Origin of the sequence: Eudoraea algarum, assembly GCF_050589645.1 — a bacterium.
Lineage (GTDB): Bacteria > Bacteroidota > Bacteroidia > Flavobacteriales > Flavobacteriaceae > JBNGOQ01.
The window spans coordinates 130,182-144,883 of record NZ_JBNGOQ010000003.1 but is presented as its reverse complement, the minus strand read 5'-3'; the positions used below and the strand labels follow the sequence as shown (position 1 = coordinate 144,883).

Sequence of the window (14,702 nt, the reverse complement as noted above, 5' to 3'; positions counted from 1 at the left end):
GATTGATCTCCTTAAAGATGAACCTACCCCCAGCTTGTTACAGTTTGGGCACTCAAAAAAGGGCCTAAAGTTCCAGGACTTTGATCTGGTTGCGGTGCAGGGCAATCTTCCCTTCCCGTTCCAATTTTTTAAGCAGGCGGGAAACCACCACGCGCGAAGTATGCAAATCGTAGGCAATTTCCTGATGGGTGGTACGGATATGGTCGTCATGGGTTACCTTGGCCTTATCCTGCAAGTGTTTCAGCAAACGTTCATCCAGTTTCAGAAAAGCAAGTGTATCCACGGTCTCCAACAGCTCCATCATCCGCGTGTGATAGTTGTCCAGGATAAACCGTTGCCATCCTTCGTATTTCCCCATCCATCTTTCCATCTGCTCCACAGGGATCATCAACAGTTCGGTATCGGTCTCCGCCACCGCCCTGATCTCACTCTTATGGGTTCCAAGACAACAGGATAGGGTCATGGCACAGGTATCGCCCTGCTCTATAAAATACAGTAGCAGTTCGTCCCCGTCGGCATCTTCCCGAAGAATTTTAATGGCTCCCTGCAGCAAGAGCGGTATGGCCGTAATCGACTCTCCTATATCCATCAGGTAATCTCCTTGCTTTACCTTTTTGTATACCGCAATATCCTGGATTTCCGCCAGGAGTTCCGGCTCAAAAAGATAACCATAGTGCTGTTGTAAAGTTTCCCGCATCGTGTAAAATTTCTTATTGTACCTGAATGGACACTTTAAATTCTTCCTGGTCCCCTGCCAGGTATCGAAAGCCTTCAAAAAGTTCCTCCTGGGCAACGGCGTAGGGGTAAAAGCTAATGGGCTCTATACACACCATATTGGGAACTTCTGTCCACAGCATAAAGTTCCCGAAGCCTTCCGTTTTCACCTGTATGTCGTTTTTGTCCTTGAGAACGATCGTATCGCAGTTGGGTACCTCAAGGGCACGGCTACCTACCTCAAGAACTTCTGCAAGGCCAATGGTCTTGTCGTTCGCCAGGATTATGGGGTCAGGGATGTGTAATTTAAAGGCCGGATGGTAACCCAACATAAAGGGCATGTCCTGATCCCCGGATACACCAAAGGTAATTTCCAAGCCTGCTTTGCTTAACTCATACGTTTTTGTAAACTCAAAATTGAAGGGCCAAATGAGCAAGCGGGCGGTAGATTTTTCAGGATATTTGGAATTCTCCACGGGGGTCGCGGCCCGGTATTTTTTTTTGTACACCGCTTTGGTGTTCGAGTGCGATAGTTGTTCGTAGTCCAGTTCGCGCAGCAGGCCATGCTGATCCTGAATGGCGTTTCCTTTGGATACGTGGACTCGGAAGCCCGCCTCGTTCGTAGGGCCAATAATGGGAAACATCTCGGTGTCCGAACTACGCCATCCGGGGCTTCCTTTCTGGTGGATGTATTCATGTCCCGCAACTTGGTAGCCCACGAGTTCCCCGGCATCGATGCGTACGCTCTGGTCAAATGCTTGCAATATGGTCATATATTATTGATTGATGAGTCTATAGATCAACACGGCCGTACGTTTGGTAAGCGCCGCTATGCTGTTAAGGTTCACGGTCTCTTGTGGGGTATGTGCCCCGGACCCCATGGTACCAAGGCCGTCCAGGCAGTCTACATAGGCTGCAACAAAAGAAGTATCCGCAGCCCCCCTTTTACCCGGATCATAGCCTTCTACCTTTCCCTGGTCCAGGGCCAGGCTAACCTCGCTCAATGTCCCTAACAATTGTAGATTGCCCTCCGTGGGTCCCATAGCCGGATAGCTGTCCGTAAAACTGATGCTGGCCGAGGTATGCGGTAAATTTTGGGATACAATTTCCCTCATTTTGTCGCGCGCCTGCTCCTTTTGCGCTTCCGAGATAAAGCGAAGCCCCCCTCGGGCCATAGCGGTCTGGGCCACTACATTGCTCTTCCCAAAAGCATTCCCCTTACTCGTCATCGGGTCAAAATCCACAAAGGTGCCGCCCAAGATGGTCCCCGGGTTAAAGGTGAGGTATTCCTCGCCCCGAACTTCATCATAAAAAGCATGGAGTATCCGGGAGAGTTCAAAAATAGCCCCTGCACCTACGCGTTCATTGAATATTCCCGAGGAATGCGCACGTTTCCCCTCTACCTTAACGGCCCAGCCAGACGCACCCCTGCGGGCCACCGTAGCATAATTAAAGCCGGTGGAAGTTTCAAAACCGAGGGCAATATCACTTCTTTTTGCGGCGGCAATCAAATCGCTCCTACTGACATCCAAAGGTTTTCCCGTGCTTTCCTCGTCTCCGGTAAAGGCAACAATAATTTGGGCGTCGTCCAACAGGCCTTCTTCGTACAAGGCCTTGAGCGCATATAAAACGATAACGTCCCCACCTTTCATGTCATTTCCCCCAGGGGCATGGGCTATACTATCGTTGATGCGTTCAAACTTCTGAAAGGGACTGTCCTCCTCAAATACGGTATCCAGATGCCCGATAAGTAACAATTTTTTACCCTTGGTCCCGGAAACTTCCGCAAAGAGGTGCCCGGCCCGGTTCATCTCTTCCGGCATGGGAATCCAATTGGTCTTGAAACCAATGTCTTCAAAAGCATCCTTGAATACCATACCCACTTCCTTGACGCCGTTCAGGTTTAGGGTGCCGCTGTTTATATGAACCACCTTTTCCAGGAAGGATATGGCTTCGGCATTGTTTTTTTCAACCTTGTTCACCAGTTTTTTCTCTACCCGTGAGAGTCGCTGTGCCGAAAGGGAAAGGGATAAGATGCTGGCCAAAAGGCTAAGGTAAAGGTATTGCTGTCTCATGGTAAATTTGCTTTCCCCTAAGGTATCAAAACCGATGCAAAAATCCTTGGCTTGTACTTGAATAAATGGATTATGTGATTTATGGAAGACAATCAGTGCAATCCACTGATGATATCGTACTTGGTAATGATATGGTGCCTACCATCGCCCAGATCCACCAACACCGCCTGTACTTCCCTGTTGATGAGCTTGGCCACTTCCTCTACCGCTGTGTTCCTATCTACTAAGGGAAAGGGGGGTTGCATAAATTCCTTTATGGGCGTGGCACTTACGCTACTGTCCTCCAAAATGGCCCGGAACAGAGTGGTATCATCCACGGAGCCCACAAAACCGTTGGCGTCTTCCACCGGAATTTGGGAAATATTGTTCTGTTTCATGCGCTCCACGGCGTGCATCACCAGTTCTTCGGTCTTTACCGTAACCAAGGGCAGTTCCAGATGGTCCTTGATCAAATCTATCGCCTTGGTCACTTCATCCTCCAAAAAGCCCCTATTCCGCATCCAATCGTCGTTGAACATCTTGGCCACATAACGACTTCCGTGATCGTGAAAAAGTACCACGACCACATCGTCCTCGGAGAAATGTTCCTTTAATTGCAACAGGCCTTTTACGGCAGCACCTGCCGAATTCCCCAGAAACATGCCCTCTTCCTTGGCCAATCGCTGTGTATAGATGGCGGCGTCCTTGTCCGTTACCTTGGTAAACCCATCGATAATATCAAAGTTGACGTTCTTGGGAAGGATATCTTCCCCAATGCCCTCCGTGATATACGGGTAAATTTCGTTCTCATCAAAAATGCCCGTCTCATGATACTTTTTAAACACCGAACCGTAGGTATCTATACCCCATACCTTCACCGCCGGATTTTGCTCTTTGAGATAGCCCCCAACACCCGAGATGGTACCCCCCGTACCTACGCCCACCACAAAATGGGTGACTTTTCCATCGGTCTGTTTCCAAATTTCCGGTCCAGTGCTTTTATAGTGCGCCTTGGTGTTTGAAGGGTTGTCGTATTGGTTCACATACCAAGAATTGGGAATTTCCTTGGCCAATCGCCGGGCGGTGGAATAATAACTTCTGGGGTCTTCAGGGCTTACATCGGTAGGGCAAACATAGACCTCACTGCCCATGGCTTTAAGAATATCCACTTTTTCCTTGGACTGCTTATCACTGATCACACAGATCATTTTATACCCTTTCACCACGGCCCCCAGGGCCAGTCCCATTCCGGTATTCCCAGAGGTACCTTCTATGATGGTGCCCCCTGGTTTTAAAATGCCCGAAGCCTCGGCGTCCTCTATCATCTGAACGGCCATACGGTCCTTTACCGAGTTTCCCGGATTAAAGGTTTCGTACTTGGCCAACACCAAACAGGGCAGTTCGGCAGTTAGGGTATTTATTTTTACCAAGGGGGTATTCCCTATGGTTTCCAGTATGTTTTTTGCGTACTCCATATGTAGCGCAAAGATAGAATATTCAAACGGAGGTTTCCCATCGCTTTGGCAGGAAAATCAAAAAATAGCGGGTTCACCGGGCGCCTCTTCCCAGCACCAAAACCCAAGGAAGATCATTCAAATTTAATGGCCTTGACCGGCGTAATCTTAGTGATAATATAGGAGGGTACCAAAAGCATGAGCAAGCAAAGCACCAACACCCCTAAATTCAGTACCAGAACGGTCGGAAAACTAATATAGACCGGAATATAGTCGATATAATATTCCTCGGGATTGGGAAACTTGAACAAGCGAAACCTGTGCTGCACCCAAAGGAGGCCCAGGCCCAAGGCATTGCCCCATAAAAGGCCGATGCCGATCAGATAGGCCGCATTGTACAAAAACACTTTACGGATGCTCCAATTGGCAGACCCCAGGGCCTTCAATATCCCGATCATCTGCGTGCGTTCCAGAATCAGTACCAGAAGCGCCGTAATCATGTTGATGCCTCCAACAATGATCATTATTCCGATGATCAGCGCTATGTTAAAATCGAACAGCCCGATCCATTCAAAGATCCGGTAGTAGCGGTTCTTAATATTCTGGGTGTCCAATGTGGAAAGTACGCTCCCGTAGATTTCATTGCTTTTTTCGTCTATAGCGTCAAAATCCTCCAAGAACACTTCAAAATTACCCACCTGGTGCGCGCCCCATTTGTTCATCCGTTGAATATGACGGATATCCACGAACACGTAGGTAGCGTCGAACTCTTCAAAACCGCTATCATAAATCCCCACAATCTTGAAATTACGTCGGTTCGGTATTTTGGAGGCGTCATCATCCTTGAGGAAAAAGGTGAAAAAAGTGTCGCCCACCTTAAATCCAAGGCGGCTTGCCATAAGTCGTGAAAGCAACACTTCTTCATTGAGTTCCCCACTGTACTCGGGTAGGCGCCCCTGGATCAAATACTCCGAAAAAACGTCCCAATTGTAGTCTGCGCCAACACCTTTGGCGATGATTCCCTCAAAGGTGTCCATCGTGCGGATGATTCCTCCCTTGCTGGCCACGGCCTGGACGTGCGAAATACCGGATACCGAGGTGAATTCGGGATAAAAATCCTGGGCCAGGGATACAGGGGCCACGGAAACGTCGGAATTGTTATTGTCAAAGTTATATATTTGGATATGGCCGTTAAAAGCGGCCACCTTCTCCCGAATCTTGTTTTTTAGTCCCACTCCGGTAGCAATCGCAATAAGCATCATGACAACCCCTATGGCTATAGCAGCTATAGCGATTTTTATTATCGGTGCGGAAATGCTAATTTTATGTGCTGCCCCCTTGATCAGGCGTTTTGCTATAAAAAATTCTAAATTCAATCGATGGTGTTTTTATCCGGTTTCAAAAATACAGTTTTATTATTGGTTTTACTGCTCTTCGCTTGTGCAAACCAAGCGAAAAAGGATACCGCCGATACCCTTGAGGCCAGGATGAAAACCGAACAAAAGACCACCCCGCCAATCGTGGTGGCCGCCAACCGAACCGGATATTATCTGCCCTTGTTAAAAGGAAAACGGGTGGGTGTAGTGGCCAATCAAACCAGTGTAATCTTTAAAAATCCGGGGGCCAAACCATCCTATACCCATTTGGTGGATTCTTTGCTTTCCCAAGGGGTTAACATCAAAAAAGTATTTGCCCCGGAACATGGGTTCCGCGGCCAGGCCGATGCCGGAGAAGTCGTGGTGGACGGTGTGGATACCAAAACAGGACTGCCCCTGATATCGCTCTATGGAAAGAACAAAAAACCCAGCCAAGATCAACTGGAAGGGTTGGAGTTGGTGGTGTTCGATATCCAGGACGTTGGCGTTCGTTTTTACACCTATATCGCCACACTGCAATTGGTCATGGAAGCCTGTGCGGAAAAGGGTATACCCCTAATGGTCCTGGACCGACCCAATCCGAACGGGCATTATGTGGATGGCCCTAGAATGAAGGCAGAACACCGCAGCTTTTTGGGTATGAACACCATTCCGTTGGTCTATGGGATGACCATGGGCGAATATGCCCAAATGCTCAACGGAGAAGGTTGGCTGGAAGGCAAAATGAAGGTCGACCTTACTGTTGTGGCCCTTGAAAATTATACGCATGAACGAAGTTATGATCTCCCCATTAGACCTTCTCCCAACCTGCCCAACGATATTGCCATAAATCTGTACCCTAGCACCGGGCTTTTTGAAGGGACGCATTTGAATGCCGGCAGGGGAACCGAGTTTCAGTTTCAGCGGTTTGGAGCACCTTTTTTGGATAGCACCCATTATATCCTGAGATATACGCCCCAACCAAATTTTGGGTCAAAATACCCCAAACAGCAAGACAAACTGTGCTATGGCAAGGACCTTTCCGACACGGCCCGGTTGCACCGCATACGATTGGATTGGCTTATAGAGGCCTATACCCGTACCCAGGACAAAGCGGCCTTCTTTAACACCGCTTCGTTTACCAAGCACGTTGGGACCCCGGAATTGCAACAGCAAATAGAAGCCGGTATTTCAGAAACAGAAATTAGGAAAAGCTGGGAAGCGGACCTGGAAAGCTTTCGAAAGATCCGTTCAAAATACCTGCTTTATAAATAAGATCTACGAGTCCGAGGTCATGGTCGTAGGCCGCCGATATTTGTGAAAGGGTTGTTTTAAGAGCCCCGCAACGCTGCCATTCTCCTTCTTGTTCGGAAACGTATCCACCCCGTAGACAATGGTTTCCCGATCTAATTTCATAAAGGTGCCGAATATTCGGTCCCAAATCGAAAAAATGTTTCCATAATTAGAATCGGTATAGGGTAGCCTATAGTGATGGTGTACTTTGTGCATATCAGGGGAAACCACTATCCAGCTTATGGCCTCGTCCACTTTTTTGGGCAATCGGATATTCGCATGCCCAAACTGGGTGGCCACTAGGGAAAGGGACTGATAGAGCATTACGATACCTATGGGTGTGCCCACCAAAAATACCCCGAACAAGGTAAAGGAAAACCTGATAAGGCTCTCTAGGGGATGGTGTCTGTTTGCGGTAGTGGTATCGACCTCATGATCCGTATGGTGTACCAAATGAATCATCCAAAGGGGCTTTACCTTATGTTCTACATAATGGGCCAAATAGGCTCCAAAAAAATCGAGCAACAGTACCCCGAGCATCACATAAAGCCATAAGGGCATCTCCGGCAGCCAATTAATGATTCCAAAACCGCTTGCTCCCACCCAATCACTGGTACTCAATAGCAAAAAGGCCAGGGCAAAGTTGATAATGATGGTAGTTAAGGTAAAAAAGAAATTGGGGACCGCATGCCGCCATTTCCGATAAGTGAAGCGAAAGAGGGGAACCACGCCCTCCAGCAACCAGAAAAAAGTGATTCCCAAGACCAAAATAAGGCTTCTGTGAGTGGAAGGTATGGTCTCAAAATAGTTTACGATCGTTTCCATGCACACAAGATAAACCTTAGGAAGGATTTTGTCAAATTTTGTGCCGTATCAAGCGCGGATGGCTTTGCCGGCTCATTTGGTCTTTATTTGTTTTTTCATCGCCTCAACGATTGCAAAGGCGGCAGGACAGATGCCCACATTTTTGAGGGTCAGTTGGCTGATCTGATGGAATTTTTTCCGGTCGGTATGTGGAAATTCCCTGCAGGCCTTGGGGCGTACATCATAAATGGTGCAGGCATTTTCACTATCGAGAAAAACACAGGGAAGCTGCTGCAGTACATAATCGTTCTCCTCATCGATCCGCAGGTACCGTTGTATAAATTGTTGCGGCTTTAATCGCTGGTGCTTAGCGATCCGAACGATATCCACATCCGTGAACAGGGGGCCCGTGGTTTTGCAGCAATTGGCACATTGCAGGCAATCGGTTCGTTCAAATTCTGCCTTGTGCAGTTCCTGCATCACGTAATCCATCTTCTTGGGCGGCCTCTTTTTGAGTTTGGCAAAAAAACGTTTGTTCTCACCATGTTTTTCCTGGGCCTTTTCCGGAAGCTGTGCTAAAATTGCCTTCATAAAGGGGTAAAGTTACCACAGTTAATCTATCTTGCCTCCTCAACGATCAAAAACTACATAAAAAACCCCACATTTACAGGGAACGTGCAAATTATGGATGTGGATATTTTTGGAAAAGCAATGCTGGATTACCAGGCGGGTCGATATATGGAAGACCTTACCACCTATTCCTCCCTTGGTGACAAGGACAGTCTTCCCCTGCCCTATTTGTTCCGGGATTTTGAGGCCATGCCCGGATTAGAGCAAGAAGCGCTGCAACATTGTAGCGGACGGGTGCTCGACATTGGTTGCGGCGCCGGAAGCCATAGTTTGTATTTGCAAGACCGGGGTTATTCGGTTACCGGCCTTGACCATTCCGAGGGAGCAGTGGCCGTGTGCAGGCTCAGGGGCTTGAAAAATGTGATTTGCAGCGATCTATACGCCTATTCTGGAACGAAATTTGATACCCTACTCCTGTTGATGAACGGAATAGGTCTGGCCGGGCGATTGGATAAGCTAGATCTTTTTTTTGGGCATCTAAAAGCACTGTTGGCCCCAGGAGGGCAAATCTTACTGGATTCCAGTGATATTATTTATATGTACGAGCAAGATGCGGATGGTGGGTTCTGGGTCCCGGATAGGGATACCTACTATGGTCAGGTGGAGTTCACCTTGGAGTATTTGGGTGAAAAAAGCGCGCCCTTTCCCTGGTTGTATCTCGATTATAACACGCTGCAACAAGCGGCGGAAGTAAATGATTTTAACTGTGAACTTGTAAGTAAGGGAGAACATTACGACTATTTAGCCAAACTTGCGCCAAAACGGCAATAGACCTGATCTTGCATCGTTTACCTTGGTAGGGAATTAACAAGTTGGGTTGTTATAATAAAAAATTGTAGTATGAGAAAGATCGGTATTTTGTTTGCGTTGGTCCTTTTTACCTTCATGGGATGTTCCAAGGACGATGATGGGGGAACGCCAAATTCGCCTGCACAACAGGTTGTTGATCGTTCGGCCAATCTTTTAGCGGCCGGTGACTCTGCCAATGATATTTTGAGCAACGATAGTTTTACAAGCTTGCGCATCGAGATAGCTTATGTAGCCGGGTTTAGGCCTACACAGACAGCCATCAATGCCTTTGACCAATATCTCAGGGACCATACCTTCAAGACCGATATTGCCATTACCTTTACAGAACTTAGCTCTCCCAACGAGGAAACCCTTACGCTCCAGGAAATTGCCGATTTGGAAGCTGAGAATCGCACAGTCTACAATGATGGGGAAACCCTTGGCATCTACATATATTTTACGGACGCTCCGTCCGAAACTGATGATGAGGACGAAGGTTTGGTGACCTTGGGCGCGGTATACCGAAATACCTCCATGGTCATCTACGAATCCACTATCCAGCGCTTAACGGAGCGAAGCGTGCTGATTACGGTCGCAGATGTTGAGGAAGCTACCCTGAACCATGAGTTTGGACATTTGTTCGGGCTCGTAAATTTGGGATCGCCGGCGGTAAACGACCATGAAGATCCCGAAGCGGAAAACCATTGCAATGTGCCCGGATGTTTAATGCGTGCCGAATTGCAATTTGGTGCCGGGATAATGGGCATGATGGAAAGCAGGGCATCCCGTGGAATGGCCTTTATTCCCGAATTGGACGCCGAATGTGTACTGGACCTACAGGCCAACGGCGGACGCTAGTCGGATTAATGGATTGTCGGTAGTTGCACATTGGAAATTAAAGGTCAAGGCCCTTTAATACCGACTTCTGATCCCTGATTTCTGACTTCCGATCACTGTTCAAAGTACAAGTACAAGGGAATAGCGAAGAGAATTTAACCCATAGCTGATAGCTGCCCACTGTGACCGCCTACTGTCTGCTTTCAACAGCCTACATTCAACTGAAATGGATTCCGCACTAAATGCGGAATGACAAATCCAACAGCGATTTCCATATGGTGCCATTGATATTGGCGATTCATCAACCATCTACCGCCTACTGAAACTGCCCACTGCCAACTGTTGACTGTTCAAGTTCAGGCTGGTCATTGTTTATTGCTAATTGTTAATTGCCCCCTGCCCACTGTGACCGCCTACTGTCTACTTTCAACAGCCTACATTCAACTGAAATGGATTCCGCACTAAATGTGGAATGACAAATCCAAGAACGGTTTTCGTATCAGGGGCATTGATTATTTGGTCATTGCTAATTGTTAATTGCCCCCTGCCCACTGTGACCGCCTACTGTCTACTTTCAACAGCCTACATTCAACTGAAATGGATTCCGCACTAAATACGGAATGACAAATCCAACAGCGATTTCCATATGGTGCCGTTGATATTGGCGATTCATCAACCATCTACCGCCTACTGAAACTGCCCACTGCCAACTGTTGACTGTTCAAGTTCAGGCTGGTCATTGTTTATTGCTAATTGTTAATTGCTCTCTGCCTACTGACTTCTGACCTCTGACTTCTGACTAAGGAATGTTCAAATACTTATGGGTCTGTAGGGATACCTTCCATTTTGGGTGCGCCATGACATAATCTACTATCATTGGGGTTACCTTATCGCGGACGCTCCACTCGGGTTGTAGGTAGAGTACGCAATCTTCCCGTACCTGGCGTGCCTGTTCCTCTGCAAAAATAAGATCGTGCTTGTTATAGACGATTACTTTTAGCTCATGGGCCCTTTGATGCACATCGCCCAGGGGCAATTTATTCTTTTTGGGGGATAGGCAGATCCAATCCCAGGTACCGGTCAGGGGATAAGCGCCCGAAGTCTCTATATGGGTCTGTAAATTTCTGGTCTTAAGTGCCAAGGTAAGCGGTCCCATATCCCAGGTCAGCGGTTCTCCCCCGGTAACGACAATTGTATCCGAATAATTGGCCGCATTAACGGCAATGTCCTCTACGGGCGTTGGCGGATGGGTACCGGCGTTCCAACTCTCCTTTACATCGCACCAATGGCAGCCCACATCGCAACCGCCCACGCGAATAAAGTACGCGGCCGTGCCTTTGTGGAAACCCTCGCCCTGAATGGTGTAAAACTCCTCCATCAAAGGGAGCATGATGCCCTCATCTACCAATGCCATTACCTCATCTGTAATCATTTTGCAAAGATAGGGTTTAATTGTGGGTTGATGGAAGCTGAAACGGTGCCAAAATATTTTTTTAAGGTGCGGAATGGCGGGCTAAATCCGAGCATGTGTTTTACCCAAAACCTGCACAAGAATCATCTAAGCAGGCTAAAATGGCCCGTCCTTTTGTGTTGGTGGCCACTGCTATCGGTGAGTAGCAGTACATACCAATAATCGGAAGATGGGAGCGTATTTCCATTAAAATTGCCTTCCCAACCGGGACCGAAGGCATCTATTTGTGCCAGGAGCTTGCCATATCTGTCCATAATAAAAAGACGGGCATCGCTGTAAAACTCAGGTGTTACACCTAGTATGGTAAGGGTATCGTTGTTGTTATCGTTGTTGGGGGTCATAAATTTGGGTACGCCCACTACCCCTACAGTGATTTGATCCGAACCACAGCCATTTTTATCCACGGCATAGACCGTATGCAGTCCAGGCGCCACATCCTCAAACACGGCGGCATCCTGAAAAGGACCAAAGGGATTATCCAAGGCATAGGCATAGTCGCCGTTACCCAGGTTATTGTCCTGATCCAATAGGGTAATCGACTTGCGTTCCCCTGCATCATCCACGACAATGAAATCCGTTTCAAGATTAGGAGCTCCGGATTCCGAAACGCTCACGGTCTGGGGCAAGGATTGGCACCCAAAGACCGAGGTCCCCACTACGGTGTATTGCCCAGCGGCATTCACCGTCGCCTGCGGTGCATTGGCGATTAGGTTGCCCTGCTCATCGTTCCAGCTGTAGGTATAATTCCCCTGTGGATTCAAAATTGCAAGTGTTACCGAGGAACCGGAACAAACAATGCTATTTTGCGGTGTTTCAAATGTAACCAGCGGGGGCACGTTAAGGCTTAAGTGTGGCCCTATTCCAAAACAATTGCCATTATCCCCGCTTTCTACCCTAACATAAAGGGTTTGGGAAAAGGGTGTGCTGTTCCTAAAATCCGTGATGTCCAGAATTTCATTTTGCTCTAGCTGCGCATCCTCTGCATTGTTATAATAGGATATTCTTAAGTTCTGGTTGGACGGAAATTGCGAAATAATAGCGGTTGAAGCTCCACTCAGGTCAAAAGTGGCGATCCCGTCCCTTTCATCCACGTCGCAACTGTTTATTTCATGTAAGAAATCGGGTGGAAAGGAAGTGGTGGACACCTCTAGATCGATCATTGCAGTCAGGAAACATCCAAAACCATTTTCCACACGGGCAAATATCGTGTTGGCCACTGCATTGTTGAAGGGGAAAGGGTTCAATGCGTTCCCCTTCGTGTTTGCCTCCCCAAGGGACAGATGATAGGTGACCATCAAATTTTCCACGCCCATGGTAAGCACAGGGGTAATCTCGTTCAGGTTAAAATCGGTGAACCCGTCTGCCAAACCATCAACATCACAATTCTGTACGGTAAGTGGAGCATTTATCAGGGGTTCGGGATAAACTATAGCGTCCACAGCTGTTCTACTCCCCGTTTGGCAGCTGTTCACCGATGCATAGGCATAGTAGGTCGTTGTCTGGGAAAGTAGTGGGGTGGTAAAGTTTGCCCCGGTATGTACCAAATTCCCTCCGGTTTCCGCATCGAACCAAAGTACGGTTCCCTGGGATGCGGTTGCGTCCAGGGTCAAGACACCGTTACCGCATATTTCTACACCCGTGGAACTTTCAATTACGGGAGTGGAAATTTTTGTGCTCGCAGCCAAATTCAACATGGGGTCTCCAGGCATGCCCCCATACTCCATCATGTACCCTTTGGGCTGAAAATCGCCCGAAGGTTCCCCGCTATTTCTCAAATCATTCCAAGAACCCGGGATACCTACAGACGGAGCCGTAATATGGGCGTAGTCCTCTCCTTGACCATCCGCCCCTGGAACATTGTTGGGTTCACCATTGTTCCAAAAGGCAAAATTGGGCGAACTGCCGCCCAATCCGCCGTTCCAAAAAACGGTTCCGGCCTCTGGTCCGGTCTTCCAGGTCCATTGGCCTTCAATATCTTCATCGCTACCTCCGATCCATCCGGCTCCTGCCGCCTGCTCGCCTACAAGTTGGGCCTCTTCACGCGATGTTATGGTGGCCAGATATCCCTGAAGCCCAAAATAGGTGCGTCCCTGCGCCGCTATCCTGGCCTGGTCCCAAGGAATACCAATCGCGGGTACGTATTCATAGTAGTGCCCGGTCAAGGGTAAAAAGCTGGCTACCCCTATACTTAGGGAAAACGTCTTCTCTTCGGTTGGATACAGGGCCGTGCTTTCAAAGACCACATCCCGTACGGCGGCTATCAGGTCTACATAATTCACCATACCCCCCAGAGGTCCGCGGAGGGTCAACTTGCCCTGGATTTCATCCCAGGAAGTGGTAATGTTCGGATGGGAGACCGCAAGTCTTAAGGTATCCTGCCCAATTTGGTATCCCGTGGATATTTGAATAAAAAACGCTTCAACCTCGGTGTCGTCCGGGTCTACAATGTCAAAATCTGTTGTAATGGGTATAGCAGTCAGTGGGCAATAGATTTGGTCTCCTTGGGCGGTAATTACCGGTGCAATGTTGGTCTGTGACCACAAGGTCCCCGTAAACATAAGCAGCATCAAACCCATACCCATAAATGGTTTGGGCCTAAGGAACCAGGGAGAAACAAAATTTTTGACAAACGCCATCTATAGTTGCATGTTCAATGACCAACCCGTAAAATTGATCAACGCATTGAACAAATTCAAAAACGATCTACAGGAGGTAAGATATAACCGTTAAATATATCACTTTTTAGATAGCGCTTTGCAAACCGGCCATCTTCCCCTTATTCCTTGACGGCTATCACGTCTATTTCTACCTTGGCATTGCGGGCCAGGCCACTGGCCGCAAAGGTGGTCCGTGCCGGTTTTTTGGTGAAGTATTGGGTATATATCTCATTAAAGGCGGCAAAATCATCCATGGTGCTCAAGATTACCGTACACTTTACTACGCGATCCAAATCCATGCCGTGCTGTTGCAGCACCGCCTGGATATTCTTAATGGCCTGTGCCGTTTCGGTTTTGATGTCGCCCTGCACCATGGTTCGGGTACCGTGGTCCATCCCTATCTGTCCGGCCAAAAAGAAGAGCTTGCCCACTTCCACCGCATCGCTGAACGGGGCGTTTTTCTTCTTTTCCTCATGGGATTCGTGAAAGGTAATTGCTGTTTTTTCCTGCGCCTGGACTGAAACGGTCAAAACCAAGATAAAAGCGCTGAGGAATTTGAAGTGATTTTTCATTTTATATCGTTTATTTTGCGACGTTTTTAAATCGGGAACGTCAACTTTTTCTGTTGACTAAAATTACCCTAT

General features: G+C 48.0%; 13 protein-coding genes. 3 read left to right on the top strand and 10 right to left on the bottom strand.

Annotated elements, in window-relative coordinates; genetic code table 11:
- Positions 1-64: 64 nt before the first annotated feature.
- From ACRD67_RS11515 to ACRD67_RS11495, 5 genes are all read right to left on the bottom strand, one after another.
- On the bottom strand, positions 65-697 hold the full coding sequence (locus ACRD67_RS11515) for a Crp/Fnr family transcriptional regulator (RefSeq protein WP_430967297.1): 633 nt from the start codon (positions 695-697) through the stop codon (positions 65-67).
- A gap of 13 nt (positions 698-710) precedes the next feature.
- A complete protein-coding gene (locus ACRD67_RS11510) occupies positions 711-1,487 on the bottom strand; it encodes an aldose 1-epimerase (protein ID WP_430967296.1) in 777 nt (258 codons plus the stop codon).
- Between the two features lie 3 nt (positions 1,488-1,490).
- Positions 1,491-2,789: a M20/M25/M40 family metallo-hydrolase gene (locus ACRD67_RS11505; RefSeq protein WP_430967295.1), complete on the bottom strand. Its 1,299-nt coding sequence runs from the start codon at positions 2,787-2,789 to the stop codon at positions 1,491-1,493.
- A 92-nt stretch (positions 2,790-2,881) separates the two neighbouring features.
- On the bottom strand, positions 2,882-4,243 hold the full coding sequence (locus ACRD67_RS11500; RefSeq protein ID WP_430967294.1) for a pyridoxal-phosphate dependent enzyme: 1,362 nt from the start codon (positions 4,241-4,243) through the stop codon (positions 2,882-2,884).
- A gap of 113 nt (positions 4,244-4,356) precedes the next feature.
- Positions 4,357-5,598: an ABC transporter permease gene (locus tag ACRD67_RS11495; RefSeq protein ID WP_430967293.1), complete on the bottom strand. Its 1,242-nt coding sequence runs from the start codon at positions 5,596-5,598 to the stop codon at positions 4,357-4,359.
- 3 nt (positions 5,599-5,601) lie between these two features.
- Here ACRD67_RS11495 and ACRD67_RS11490 point away from each other — a divergent pair, with 3 nt between their 5' ends.
- On the top strand, positions 5,602-6,852 hold the full coding sequence (locus ACRD67_RS11490; RefSeq protein WP_430967292.1) for an exo-beta-N-acetylmuramidase NamZ family protein: 1,251 nt from the start codon (positions 5,602-5,604) through the stop codon (positions 6,850-6,852).
- A gap of 3 nt (positions 6,853-6,855) precedes the next feature.
- Here the strand turns inward: ACRD67_RS11490 and ACRD67_RS11485 are convergent, their stop codons facing one another.
- Together ACRD67_RS11485 and ACRD67_RS11480 are read right to left on the bottom strand one after the other, a co-directional pair.
- Positions 6,856-7,695 (bottom strand): sterol desaturase family protein, encoded by an 840-nt coding sequence (locus tag ACRD67_RS11485; RefSeq protein WP_430967291.1) that lies wholly within the window; start codon positions 7,693-7,695, stop codon positions 6,856-6,858.
- 72 nt (positions 7,696-7,767) lie between these two features.
- A complete protein-coding gene (locus ACRD67_RS11480; RefSeq protein WP_430967290.1) occupies positions 7,768-8,265 on the bottom strand; it encodes a YkgJ family cysteine cluster protein in 498 nt (165 codons plus the stop codon).
- A 93-nt stretch (positions 8,266-8,358) separates the two neighbouring features.
- Between ACRD67_RS11480 and ACRD67_RS11475 the strand changes: the two genes are divergently transcribed.
- Complete coding sequence (locus tag ACRD67_RS11475; RefSeq protein WP_430967289.1) at positions 8,359-9,075, top strand: class I SAM-dependent methyltransferase; 717 nt, start codon at positions 8,359-8,361, stop codon at positions 9,073-9,075.
- A 69-nt stretch (positions 9,076-9,144) separates the two neighbouring features.
- Positions 9,145-9,951, top strand: a complete 807-nt coding sequence (locus tag ACRD67_RS11470) for a hypothetical protein (RefSeq protein WP_430967288.1) — start codon at positions 9,145-9,147, stop codon at positions 9,949-9,951.
- Positions 9,952-10,729: 778 nt separating this feature from the next.
- Here ACRD67_RS11470 and ACRD67_RS11465 read toward each other — a convergent pair.
- The 3 genes from ACRD67_RS11465 to ACRD67_RS11455 form a co-directional block, all read right to left on the bottom strand.
- Positions 10,730-11,362 (bottom strand): 7-carboxy-7-deazaguanine synthase QueE, encoded by a 633-nt coding sequence (locus tag ACRD67_RS11465; RefSeq protein ID WP_430967287.1) that lies wholly within the window; start codon positions 11,360-11,362, stop codon positions 10,730-10,732.
- Positions 11,363-11,484: 122 nt separating this feature from the next.
- Complete coding sequence (locus tag ACRD67_RS11460; protein WP_430967286.1) at positions 11,485-13,977, bottom strand: T9SS type B sorting domain-containing protein; 2,493 nt, start codon at positions 13,975-13,977, stop codon at positions 11,485-11,487.
- A 200-nt stretch (positions 13,978-14,177) separates the two neighbouring features.
- Positions 14,178-14,630: a RidA family protein gene (locus ACRD67_RS11455; protein ID WP_430967285.1), complete on the bottom strand. Its 453-nt coding sequence runs from the start codon at positions 14,628-14,630 to the stop codon at positions 14,178-14,180.
- Positions 14,631-14,702 lie beyond the last annotated feature (72 nt).

Bases quoted from the DNA above. Each gene is read 5' to 3' on its own strand.
- ACRD67_RS11460 (WP_430967286.1), bottom strand. From the start codon at position 13,977: ATGGGTTTGATGCTGCTTATGTTTACGGGGACCTTGTGGTCACAGACC.
- ACRD67_RS11500 (WP_430967294.1), bottom strand. From the start codon at position 4,243: ATGGAGTACGCAAAAAACATACTGGAAACCATAGGGAATACCCCCTTG.
- ACRD67_RS11515 (WP_430967297.1), bottom strand. From the start codon at position 697: ATGCGGGAAACTTTACAACAGCACTATGGTTATCTTTTTGAGCCGGAA.
- ACRD67_RS11465 (WP_430967287.1), bottom strand. From the start codon at position 11,362: ATGATTACAGATGAGGTAATGGCATTGGTAGATGAGGGCATCATGCTC.
- ACRD67_RS11455 (WP_430967285.1), bottom strand. From the start codon at position 14,630: ATGAAAAATCACTTCAAATTCCTCAGCGCTTTTATCTTGGTTTTGACC.
- ACRD67_RS11475 (WP_430967289.1), top strand. From the start codon at position 8,359: ATGGATGTGGATATTTTTGGAAAAGCAATGCTGGATTACCAGGCGGGT.
- ACRD67_RS11470 (WP_430967288.1), top strand. From the start codon at position 9,145: ATGAGAAAGATCGGTATTTTGTTTGCGTTGGTCCTTTTTACCTTCATG.
- ACRD67_RS11510 (WP_430967296.1), bottom strand. From the start codon at position 1,487: ATGACCATATTGCAAGCATTTGACCAGAGCGTACGCATCGATGCCGGG.
- ACRD67_RS11485 (WP_430967291.1), bottom strand. From the start codon at position 7,695: ATGGAAACGATCGTAAACTATTTTGAGACCATACCTTCCACTCACAGA.
- ACRD67_RS11480 (WP_430967290.1), bottom strand. From the start codon at position 8,265: ATGAAGGCAATTTTAGCACAGCTTCCGGAAAAGGCCCAGGAAAAACAT.
- ACRD67_RS11505 (WP_430967295.1), bottom strand. From the start codon at position 2,789: ATGAGACAGCAATACCTTTACCTTAGCCTTTTGGCCAGCATCTTATCC.
- ACRD67_RS11490 (WP_430967292.1), top strand. From the start codon at position 5,602: ATGGTGTTTTTATCCGGTTTCAAAAATACAGTTTTATTATTGGTTTTA.